Annotated in this window: 12 protein-coding genes and 1 other RNA gene; 7 read left to right on the forward strand and 6 right to left on the reverse strand. The window is 32.9% G+C overall.

All coding sequences use genetic code 11. The features are described from left to right. Positions 1-2 precede the first annotated feature (2 nt). Positions 3-1,742 carry an arginine--tRNA ligase gene (gene argS, locus KY054_01535; protein ID MBZ1356440.1) on the reverse strand — a complete coding sequence of 580 codons (1,740 nt, stop codon included), beginning with the start codon at positions 1,740-1,742 and terminating at the stop codon, positions 3-5. A gap of 68 nt (positions 1,743-1,810) precedes the next feature. Here argS and smpB point away from each other — a divergent pair, with 68 nt between their 5' ends. The 6 genes from smpB (at position 1,811) to KY054_01565 (ending at position 4,782) form a co-directional block, all read left to right on the forward strand. After that, positions 1,811-2,254 (forward strand): SsrA-binding protein SmpB, encoded by a 444-nt coding sequence (gene smpB / locus KY054_01540; GenBank protein MBZ1356441.1) that lies wholly within the window; start codon positions 1,811-1,813, stop codon positions 2,252-2,254. A gap of 4 nt (positions 2,255-2,258) precedes the next feature. Further along, positions 2,259-2,621: a transfer-messenger RNA gene (gene ssrA, locus KY054_01545) on the forward strand. Between the two features lie 9 nt (positions 2,622-2,630). Then, positions 2,631-3,158 carry a translation initiation factor IF-3 gene (infC, locus tag KY054_01550; protein MBZ1356442.1) on the forward strand — a complete coding sequence of 176 codons (528 nt, stop codon included), beginning with the start codon at positions 2,631-2,633 and terminating at the stop codon, positions 3,156-3,158. A gap of 2 nt (positions 3,159-3,160) precedes the next feature. After that, positions 3,161-3,346 (forward strand): 50S ribosomal protein L35, encoded by a 186-nt coding sequence (locus KY054_01555; GenBank protein ID MBZ1356443.1) that lies wholly within the window; start codon positions 3,161-3,163, stop codon positions 3,344-3,346. A 4-nt stretch (positions 3,347-3,350) separates the two neighbouring features. Further along, positions 3,351-3,698, forward strand: a complete 348-nt coding sequence (rplT, locus tag KY054_01560; protein ID MBZ1356444.1) for a 50S ribosomal protein L20 — start codon at positions 3,351-3,353, stop codon at positions 3,696-3,698. Between the two features lie 121 nt (positions 3,699-3,819). Next, positions 3,820-4,782, forward strand: a complete 963-nt coding sequence (locus KY054_01565) for a CapA family protein (GenBank protein MBZ1356445.1) — start codon at positions 3,820-3,822, stop codon at positions 4,780-4,782. Here the strand turns inward: KY054_01565 and KY054_01570 are convergent. The 3 genes from KY054_01570 to KY054_01580 all read right to left on the reverse strand — a co-directional run bounded on the left by KY054_01570 (position 4,771) and on the right by KY054_01580 (position 6,935). Next, the gene (locus KY054_01570; protein MBZ1356446.1) at positions 4,771-5,217 is read right to left on the reverse strand and encodes a tryptophan-rich sensory protein; all 447 of its coding nucleotides are present in this window, start codon (positions 5,215-5,217) and stop codon (positions 4,771-4,773) included. The genes KY054_01565 and KY054_01570 overlap by 12 nt on opposite strands. A 2-nt stretch (positions 5,218-5,219) precedes the next feature. Beyond that, positions 5,220-5,843 (reverse strand): superoxide dismutase, encoded by a 624-nt coding sequence (locus KY054_01575; protein ID MBZ1356447.1) that lies wholly within the window; start codon positions 5,841-5,843, stop codon positions 5,220-5,222. A gap of 168 nt (positions 5,844-6,011) precedes the next feature. Continuing rightward, positions 6,012-6,935: an L-lactate dehydrogenase gene (locus KY054_01580; protein ID MBZ1356448.1), complete on the reverse strand. Its 924-nt coding sequence runs from the start codon at positions 6,933-6,935 to the stop codon at positions 6,012-6,014. Between the two features lie 101 nt (positions 6,936-7,036). Between KY054_01580 and KY054_01585 the strand changes: the two genes are divergently transcribed. Then, the gene (locus KY054_01585) at positions 7,037-8,302 is read left to right on the forward strand and encodes an AAA family ATPase (protein MBZ1356449.1); all 1,266 of its coding nucleotides are present in this window, start codon (positions 7,037-7,039) and stop codon (positions 8,300-8,302) included. A 3-nt stretch (positions 8,303-8,305) separates the two neighbouring features. Here the strand turns inward: KY054_01585 and KY054_01590 are convergent, their stop codons facing one another. Both KY054_01590 and KY054_01595 read right to left on the reverse strand, forming a co-directional pair. Next, a complete protein-coding gene (locus tag KY054_01590; protein MBZ1356450.1) occupies positions 8,306-9,451 on the reverse strand; it encodes a hypothetical protein in 1,146 nt (381 codons plus the stop codon). Between the two features lie 19 nt (positions 9,452-9,470). Beyond that, entirely contained in the window at positions 9,471-10,070 is a 600-nt protein-coding gene (locus KY054_01595; protein MBZ1356451.1) for a 4-vinyl reductase, read from the reverse strand. Between the last annotated feature and the right edge of the window lie 53 nt (positions 10,071-10,123).

A 10,123-nucleotide genomic window follows, 5' to 3' on the forward strand; every position in this document is an offset into this window, starting at 1 on the left:
GATTACATTTTTTCAGGAGCTTCAATCCCTAAAAGATTTAACCCGTTATTTATCACTTGAGCTACTGCTGTGGTAATAACAATTCGTAACTTCTTTTTTTCGTCACCTTGAGCTTTGATGATTGGATGGCGATTATAGAAAAGATTATATTTCTGAGATAAATCAAAAAGGAAATTACAAATAATATTAGGGGAAAATTCTTTTCCGGCCTCCTCAACAATCATTGGAAAGAGACGAATCAGCCTTAAAATATTTTTCTCATCTTCATTTATATCTACCAAGGAAATATCTTTAACCAAAGACTCCTCTTCTAATTTTCTTAAAACTCCCTTACAACGAGCAAAAGTATATTGTAAGTATGGGCCAGAATTACCCTTTAGATTAAGTATTTTCTCCCAATCAAAAAGAATATCTTTTGAATGGTGTTGAGAAAGATCATTGTACTTTACTGCCCCAACTCCAACAAACCTGGATATCTCTTCTTTTTCTTCAGCTGAAAAGTCTTCAACGCTTTCAATAATCTTAAGAGATCTCTCAATAGATTCTTCAAGTATGTCTTCTAAATGTACTGTATCCCCTCTTCTGGTTGAGAACTTACCATGTGGCCATCGGACTAGGCCATGTGAAATATGGACAAAGGTTTCTTTCTGCTCCCAGCCTAACATATCAACTATTTTAAAAAGTTGTTTAAAGTGAAGGGATTGATCGACACCGACTTCATAAGCAATTAAATCAGGTTTCCATTTATCAATCCTATACCTTATCGTAGCTAAATCTCTTACAATATAAGTACTTGTTCGGTCAGATTTTATCGCCACTAAAGAAGGAAATTCTTCGTTAGGAAATTCTACCACTAAAGCTCCTTGGCTCTCTTTCAATATATTCTTGTCTTTTAATTCTTTAACTATTTCCTTAGTCATTTCTACATAGAAGCTCTCACCAATTGAATGCTCAATTTTTACCCCTAAAAGATCATATATTCGGTTAAATTCTCTAATACTTATATCAACACATGCTTTCCATATCTTTGTTGCTTCTAAGTCACCGGACTCTAATTTCTTAAATTCCTCCCTAGCTCTATCTTCTAGCTTAGGACTTATCTCTGCTTCTTTATGAAATCCAACATACAAGGATTCAAGCTCGCTAATAGTTAAATCGTTAAGACTTTTATCCGGATCTGATGATCCCATTAATACTTGATTTTTAATTTGATAAATTAACTTACCAAATTGAGTTCCCCAGTCACCCAAATGATTAACACCTACACAATTCCAGCCCAAAAAACTATATATATTATAAATTGCCTGTCCAATTATCGTAGACCTTAAATGACCAATACCAAATGATTTAGCAATATTGGGAGCAGAATAATCTATTACCATAGTCTTGCCTTTCCCGACTTGACTTGATCCATAAGAAGATCCTTTTTTTAAAATAAGATTAATTTCTTGTTCTAGGAATTTTTCTGAAAGGAAAAAATTAATGAAGCCTGGAGCCAATGCTTCTATTCGTTCAATTTCAATTCCCTTTATTTCTCTGGCTGCTTCAACTAAACTATTGGCAATATCCATTGGATCCTCTTTGGCCATTTTAGCTAAAACAAGTGCTACATTTACAGAAAAATCACCGTGGGTACTTTCTTTTGGTATATCAATTGTGATTTTAAGATTAGACAAAAAGTCCCTTTTTCCAATCTTTTTGATTGAATTTTCAATTATTTTCTTGATATTTTCTTGAATCATAAACTCATTCTACTAGATAATGAGGGTACCGTCAATTTACATTTAAACGCAATTACTGTTAAAATAGGATTATGAGCGCACTAGCTGAAAATAAAAAAGCATATTTTGACTACGAGATCCTAGAAAAGATTGAGGCTGGGATTATTTTGAATGGACAAGAAGTGAAATCAATTAAACTAGGACGCATAAACTTAAAGGGCACTTATGTTGTACCTAAAGATAATGAAATTCACTTAATAGGCAGCCATATTCCACCCTATCAACCTAAAAATGTGACTGACTATGATCCAGACAGAAAAAGAAAACTTCTTTTCAAAAAAAAGGAGATGAATTATCTTATCGGAAAATCAAAGGAAAAAGGCTTGACTTTACTCCCATTGAAAGTATATACTAGGAAAGGCATAATAAAGGTTGAAGTCGGAATCGCTAGAGGAAAGAGAAAGGCAGATAAGCGAGAGAAGATCAAGAAAAGAGATATAGATCGCGATCTTCAAAGATCTTTAAAATCATAGTCATGGGGATGCTACGGATTCGACAGAGATGTAGCGTAACCGAGGCAAGCCGAGGATTCTCGACAGCTCGTTAAACTTCGAGAAAACCAATAAGTGCAAACTTATTCAATAGAAAACCTGCGCTAGCATACGCATAGCGTCATCTGCCCCTCTGATTCTCGATAAGAACGGGTGGGTGTCATAAAAATCGAGATAGGTATTTTTTCTTTCGATCTTAAGAGAAAATTCCAAAAACTACTAAGATCGGGTGTAAAAAGGTTTTGACTTGATTTTTCACTTTCTATACCTAAAACAAATCAGTCTAAGCTTGTAGAATCGTTTATGAAACATTCTTTGGACGCGGGTTCGACCCCCGCCATCTCCACATTAGTAAGTAATTAAAAGTAATATAAAAAAAGTACCGATCAATAATCAAATAAGAGCTTCCAAAGTTAGAGTCGTTGATAACGATGGTAAACAAATGGGAGTCTTTCCCCTTTTTGAGGCAGTAGATATAGCTCGCAAAAGAGGACTTGACCTAGTTCAGGTTACGGAAAAAGTCGATCCACCGGTTTGCAGGATCACTGATTACGGTAAATTTGTTTACTGGGAAAAAAAGAAAGAAAAGGAAAAGCATGTTAAAAGTGCAAGTAGTGAATTTAAGGGAATTAGATTAAAGTTCGGAATATCTTCACATGACATGGAGGTCAAAGCAAGGTCCGCAGTAAAATTTCTAAATAAAGGGAACAAAGTAAGGATAGAGTTACCATTGCGAGGTCGTCAAAAAAGCTTAGCCGACTTTGCAAAAGAAAAGATAACATCTTTTTTAGAAATATTAGAAAAAGAAGTTCCTTTCAAAGTAGAAAGAGAGCTTAAGCAAGAAGGTAGAGGCTTGATGTTAGTAATCGCAAAAATTGATAAATAGTTATGAAAAAAACAAGAAAATCAATAACAAAAAGGTTCAAAATTACCAAAAACGGAAAAGTTTTAAGAAGAGCTGTTGGAACCAATCATTATCTTTGCAAAAATGATGGAAAGCAAACAAGGCAAAACAAAAAGTGGATTGAGCTTCTAAAGGTAGATGCCAAGAAAATTAAAAGTTTGTTAAAATAAAAATATGGCTAGAGTCAAGAGGGGTAAATCAGCCCACAAAAAAAGAAAAAACATACTTCAGCACGTAAAAGGATTCCGCTGGGGAAGAAAGTCTAAATTTAAGCAAGCTAAAGAAGCTTTAGCTCATGCTTGGACATATGCATTCAGAGATAGGAAAGCAAAAAAGAGAGAGTTCAGAAAACTTTGGCAGATAAGAATTGGATCGGCTTGCCAAAAAGAAGGAATGAGTTATAGTAGCTTTATCCACAAGCTAAAAAGTAAAAACATTGAATTAGACAGAAAAGTATTATCTCAACTAGCCGAAAGTAATCCAGATGTTTTTACCAAAATTGCCGAGGAAGTAAAAAAATAATTTCAAAAAGAGGACCGCTTTTAAAAAGACGGTCCTTTTTGTTTATACAAGGCGAAGGATTTGATGCTCAATGTAGGGCTGATAACTTTTTTAAATCAAGCCTTTAAAGTATAAAAATAATATGAGATACCTTTTATTATTAATAATCATTCTTTCCACTTTAGCCATCGCTCCTAATAGATTAGAAAAAAGTGAAATTGAGCAAGTAGAGATAGAAAAAGAAGAAATCATTCTTCTTTTCGTTGGAGATATAATGCTTAATCGAGGTGTAGAATATTATATAAAAAGAAATAATGATTGGAGGTGGCCATTTCTTCAAGTAGCTGATTTCCTCAATGAAGCAGATGTTGTCTTTGGCAATTTAGAAAGTGTAATCTCGGATAAGGGTCATAATGTCGGAAGTATTTATTCATTTAGGGCTGATCCTAAATCAATGGAAGGGTTAATTTATTCAGGATTTAATATTGTTTCAGTAGCAAACAATCATAGCTTTGACTACACAGGAAAAGCCTTTAGTGATTCTCTTTCGAGACTAAAAGAGGCCGAGATACTATATACCGGTGGTGGATATTCCAAGGATGAAGCCTACTCCCCCACTATCAAAGAATTAAAAGGAACAAAGATAGGCTTTTTAGGATATACTTCTCTTGGCTCTCCCTCATGGGAAGCAACTAGTAATTCTCCAGGAATTGCTTGGATAGATATCCATCGAATTGATAAATTAAGAAATGAAGTAGCTAGTGCAAAAAATAAAGTTGATTTTCTAATAGTTTCATTTCATTTTGGCGAAGAATATCAAAAAAAACCAAGCAATGAACAAGTAACCATGGCAGAAGCCGCAATAGATAGTGGGGCTAATCTAATAATTGGCCACCATCCCCACGTTCTTCAGCCTTTAGTGGAATACAAGGATGGATGGATTGCCTATAGTCTTGGTAATTTTATCTTTGACCAATATTTCTCAGAAGAAACAACAAGCGCAGCTATATTGAAGGTAGTCATTAAAGGTAAAACAATTAAAAGCGTAGAAATGATACCAACTAAAATAAATAACTCTTATCAAGTTACAATATTAGGTCAATAAAAAAGCCCCTGTAAAAAACAAATGAGACAATGCAAGAGCATTGATTATTGAAATATAATTTGACACTCCAACGAAACTGACCCAGATAAGATAAGGAATTAAAAGATAAGCTGCGAGTCTGTTAATCTTTGCAATAACTACAATCATCATAACTATTGAGAACCAAAGCGTGATTAAATTAAAAAATGATAAATAGGGATCTTGCATTTCGAAAGACAAAAGACTCCATAGGATATTTAAGAAAAGATTAAGACTAAAAACAAAAGCAACGTTAGTCCTTTTAATCTTGGTATCGGCGGATGTCCAGGCAAGATAAAAAGAAATGGCTATTAAGAAAAACAAAATATTCCAGACTATTGAAAAGAAAAAGAAAGCTGAGCCAAAAATAATAAACAAAGATATGATAAAAATCTTAAAATTAAAACTTTTTATCATAATTATTTATTTAATCTTTTACTAACTACCTCCCAATTTACTATCTTCCAAAATGAGTCAATAAATTTTGCCCTTTCATTTTTATAATCTAAATAATAAGCGTGCTCAAATAGATCAAGCACCATCAATATCTTAGCGCCCGGATAAGTATTATTGCCATGTTTCTCAATCTGCATAATAAGTAATTGATCAATTTCTTTATCATATATTAATGCAGACCATCCTGACCCCTCAACTGACAAAGATGACGCAGAGAATTCTTTCTTGAAATTATCAAAACTGCCAAAATCATTTTCAATCATTTCTTTTAACTTCCCGCTTGGTTTAGGATCCCCTTCTCCAGCAGGCATAATGTTCTCCCAAAAAAGAGAGTGGAGAGAATGACCACCGATGTTAAAAGCTAATGACTTAAGGGTTGATTTTATATCAATTTCAACTCCATCTATTCTTGATTTATTGATTTTTTCTAAAATCAAGTTGGCTCCAGAGACGTAAGCTTGATGGTGTTTTTGGTGATGTATCTGTAGTTGTTCTTCAGATATATAGGGATCTAAATCGGTATAAGAATAATTTAATTCGGGTAGAGAATATTTTTTCATAGTTTTAAATATTATTTTACTTCTCATATAATTATAAATACCAATAATTACTGAGGACAATATGATTAAGGCGCTCTTTATAATTTGTTTCCGCTAACATTAAGTAGTTTAGCGTATTTTGTAAGTTCGTTTAAAAAAGAATCGATTCTTTCTTAATAACTCTTATCCTCCATTTCTCCTTTCTTGTTAAAAAGATTATTCACTTAAAGAATTTGCAACCTTTTTAATCTTTCTTGCCGATTCTTTTAAAAGCCTCTTTTCTTCAGCATCAATGTCTATTTCCAATCTTTCTATTACCCCATCTCTACCCAAGACAACTGGCAAGCTCAAGCAAACATCTTTAATTCCATACTCTCCTTCAAGATAATAGGATATTGGAAGAACACGTTTTTTATCAAATAATATACTCTCAACAATCTGGGTCGTTCCAGCTGCTATAGCATAATAGGTCGCTTGCTTTCCCTCAATTATTGCATAGGCTGCATTTTTAGCTTTCTGAAAAATATCTTTTTTAATTTCTGGTGATATTTGTTTAAATTTCCTAACTAATGTATTTCCAATGCTCGCTGTGCTCCAAAGAGGAACTTCGCTATCTCCATGTTCCCCTACTATATAAGCATGGACACTTTGAGGATTAACATTTAAATATTGACCTAATAGAAACCTGAAACGAGCCGAATCGAGAATGGTACCGGTTCCAATTATTCTTTTTTTATTCTTAGGAAATTTCTTGATTGTAAGATAAGTTAAAACATCAACTGGATTTGTTACCATTAAAACAATGACATTTGGATTGTTTTTAAAAACTTGAACTGCTACATCTTCAATTATAGCCGAATTTTTCTTAACCAAATCTAGCCTACTCTCTCCTGGCTTTTGTTTTGCCCCACAACAAATAATTACTATCTTACTATCTGATACATCTTTATAACTACCCACCTTCACCTTTGTGTAACCCCAGAAAGGGACTGAGTGCTGAAGATCCATAACTTGAGAAATAGCTAGTTTCTTATTAATATCTATTATTGCTATTTCTTCGGTGATATTGGCGGCAATTAAACTATAAGCAGTTGTACTACCTACAAACCCTGCCCCAATTATTGTTATTTTATTTTTCATATTTTAATGATTTAATTTAATTAATATTAACATAAATTAGACTTTCTTTGAAATAGAAATTATAATCTATAATATATAACATTATTAAATCATTCTTATCTATGCGAATTAAACAATTAGAGGTAAATCGATATAAGAGTATTGAAGATCCGATATTAATTAATAATTTCTCTAATCTTCACATATTAGTTGGTCCAAATAATGCAGGTAAAACAAATGTTCTTGATGCAATTAATATTTTCTTTGATCAAAGTTTAGATAAAGAACGTTTTGCAGACCGAAAGGCTTCAATGAAAATTACTATAGAAAAAGACGGTCAAGAATATGCACTAGAATATTTTGGACCCCCGTTTAATGATCAAAGCGAGACCATATTAAAGCTAAAAAAACATTTCGTACGAATTGGAGATGCATCATTGATATACGGACTGATACCTCAAGAATTAAAATATTTTGCACAAAATTATCCCAAAAAATACAGGGAATTTTCTTTAACGCTTAGAGATTATTTTAAAGATGTTGAAATTAGTGAAGAGCTTTTCGTTTTAAGCGTTCATGCTGAAGAAAAAAAACATCGACCCCTAAGAAGAATAGGAGAAGGATTCAAGCGCCTTTTTGTAATACTTTTTTACTTCTTTCATCCAGAATACAATATTATACTCATTGATGAGCCCGAGCTTCATCTTCATCCCTCAATAATTAAAAAACTTCTTTTTATTCTTAAGGAAAAAGACTTACAAAAACAGATTTTCCTAACCACCCATCACCCAACATTTATTCAAGCAAGCTGCCTTCAATATGTATGGAGAATTTCAAAGAATAAAAATGAGAGCACGGTTATACACGGACTTAATAGCTCTAATATAAATGCAGATCGCTTTATTCAAGAAATAAATGACGACAATTCAAGTATGCTATTTTCAGACAAAGTTCTCCTCGTAGAAGGCATATCTGATAAAATATTTATGCAAGAGATATTGGACCGTTTTTATCAAAAGGAAAAAGACATAAAAGTAGTTTATACCGGAGGTAAAGGAACAGTTGATCTCTATGCTAAACTCTGTAATATCTTTAATATTCCCTGCGCTATTATGCTAGATGGTGATGCACTATACTCACCATCGCTTCAAAAAATGAAAGGTATTAATTTTATAAAGAAAAATATTTCAAATAAAGAAAAAATTAAAAGACTAAAAGACCTCGAGATATTTATTCTAGAAAGAGACCTAGAGTATACCTTTCCCAAGAGATACAAAAGAAGAGAGACTAAACCGCTAAATGCGCTTTTCGTATCTCGTAGAATGACAGCTCAAGATCTTGATGGTCCAAGAATGAGAATTATAAAAGAAGTCATGGAAACAATCTAGAAACTATAAAACAAATAAATAGTAAAAAGAAAGGTAGAATAATATCGCAGCACCAATAATACTAATTATAGTCATAAATGGACCGGATGTTATCCAGATCTTTTGAGTAAATACTGCGACTAAAAAGATAACCAATTCATCAAGCATATAAAAGAAAAGGTACATGCCTATGTAGAATAACGACATTCCTAATGATAAATCAGCTTGAGATAGAATTCCCGCAAATATCACTGGGAAAACGGCCGAACAAGGAAATTCAACTATAGTAACTATTGTTGCGAAAACAATAACTCCGCCTAAAAGGGACAAAATCCCCTTTTTACTTTTAAAAGACTCCTCTATCTTTTTAGTCGCATTTGATATTATCTTGTTTTCCGCACTCTCACAAACTGGACCCTCTTTTCTAAATTTAAGAAACTGTTTAATAAAATAAATTCCGCCTAAAAATGAAGCAAGTCCAATAAACACCCTCATCGCCAGTAAATGAGGACCGAGAACAGAAAAAAGCTGGTGCCACATAAAGACCAACAGACCGTAAACAACCACTGTTATTAAAATAAATAATCCGCCGAAAAGCAGAATCATTTTTCTTGATTTAAGAGTGAATACTAGGGATAATATTAAAACCAAAGCCCCTAATGAACAAACATTAAATCCGTCTATTATTCCTATTGTTATAGCAAGGGCCCCTAAAGACCAATCTTGCACATTAATATCACCAATAATCGGAAGGGAAAAAGAATCCTCTTCTTTACTATTATCATTTCCTGATAACTCTCTAATAACTGCATTTTCAATTCTCTGACCAATTTCCTGGTTAAAACCAACAAAAAAGTTATTCCCGATAAAAGTCATTGGCACGCTACCCAGATATCTTTCTGCGTCTGGGTTTTTCTCAATAAAACCCGTTAAGAGATCAATGCTTGATTGCTCACTAATCGAGTAATCATTAATTCTAAGATCCGGATATTTATCCCTTAAATCTTCTAAAAATACTTTTTGTTCTTCACAGAAAGGACAGCCTTTAGCCCAAAAGAAATGAAGCTCGACCTCTCCTTCAGAAGCTGATACAGTTACCGCAAAAGCTAAAAAGGCTGTTATAAAAATTAGAGTGGCTATTAACAGCCATTTTGAAAAATTTTTAATCATATAATAAAACTGTATTGAATTACCATCTTAAAATAAACTCATGGTAAGAATCACCCTTATGAACACATTTAGTTTCTTCGATTTCTTTTTTACCTTGAACAACAAAATCAAGCATCCCAATAAAAAATCCTTCTAAATAATAACATCCTACCGGATGAAAATTATATCCATGTATCCTAACGATCCCGTATCTTTTTTCGTTATTAACTTCGACTGTTTCAGCAGACCCAAAATCAACATATTTATCCCAATTAGAAGGAGCCTGCTCAAACATTTTCTCTACCGAAATGAAATATTTTGCAATAACTCTTGTTATTAGGGCTAATTTTACAGCCGCCCTCCCTAATTCAAAAATGTCTTCTTTCCCCCATTTAAATATTTCTGTACATAAGAAATAAATCAAAATATTTACACTTTTAGGGTACCACTTCAATCGTTCTATATTATTAAAATCAATTGGATAACCCAATCTCTTTAGCTCATTTTCTACATCTTTTAACCCATTATCTCCTTCTCTTTGTTTGATATAGGAAATGGTACTCAAAAGCAAGTCGCCTCGAGCATTACCATGAACAGACATTATTTGATCAGCAACTTTTTGTCTTTCTTCTTTTTCCATAGTTAAGATTCTAACATAAATATTTTAAAAATAAATACCCCCGTATAACCTCG

It is taken from the genome of Candidatus Nealsonbacteria bacterium (assembly GCA_019923605.1).
Classification (GTDB): Bacteria; Patescibacteriota; Minisyncoccia; order Minisyncoccales; family CSSED10-335; genus JAHXGM01.

Excerpts from the sequence above, each read along its gene's own strand:
- KY054_01555 (MBZ1356443.1), top strand. The coding sequence starts at position 3,161 with ATGAAAAAAACAAGAAAATCAATAACAAAAAGGTTCAAAATTACCAAA.
- KY054_01575 (MBZ1356447.1), bottom strand. The coding sequence starts at position 5,843 with ATGAGAAGTAAAATAATATTTAAAACTATGAAAAAATATTCTCTACCC.
- KY054_01570 (MBZ1356446.1), bottom strand. The coding sequence starts at position 5,217 with ATGATAAAAAGTTTTAATTTTAAGATTTTTATCATATCTTTGTTTATT.
- KY054_01585 (MBZ1356449.1), top strand. The coding sequence starts at position 7,037 with ATGCGAATTAAACAATTAGAGGTAAATCGATATAAGAGTATTGAAGAT.
- argS (MBZ1356440.1), bottom strand. The coding sequence starts at position 1,742 with ATGATTCAAGAAAATATCAAGAAAATAATTGAAAATTCAATCAAAAAG.
- KY054_01595 (MBZ1356451.1), bottom strand. The coding sequence starts at position 10,070 with ATGGAAAAAGAAGAAAGACAAAAAGTTGCTGATCAAATAATGTCTGTT.
- KY054_01580 (MBZ1356448.1), bottom strand. The coding sequence starts at position 6,935 with ATGAAAAATAAAATAACAATAATTGGGGCAGGGTTTGTAGGTAGTACA.
- rplT (MBZ1356444.1), top strand. The coding sequence starts at position 3,351 with ATGGCTAGAGTCAAGAGGGGTAAATCAGCCCACAAAAAAAGAAAAAAC.
- KY054_01565 (MBZ1356445.1), top strand. The coding sequence starts at position 3,820 with ATGAGATACCTTTTATTATTAATAATCATTCTTTCCACTTTAGCCATC.
- KY054_01590 (MBZ1356450.1), bottom strand. The coding sequence starts at position 9,451 with ATGATTAAAAATTTTTCAAAATGGCTGTTAATAGCCACTCTAATTTTT.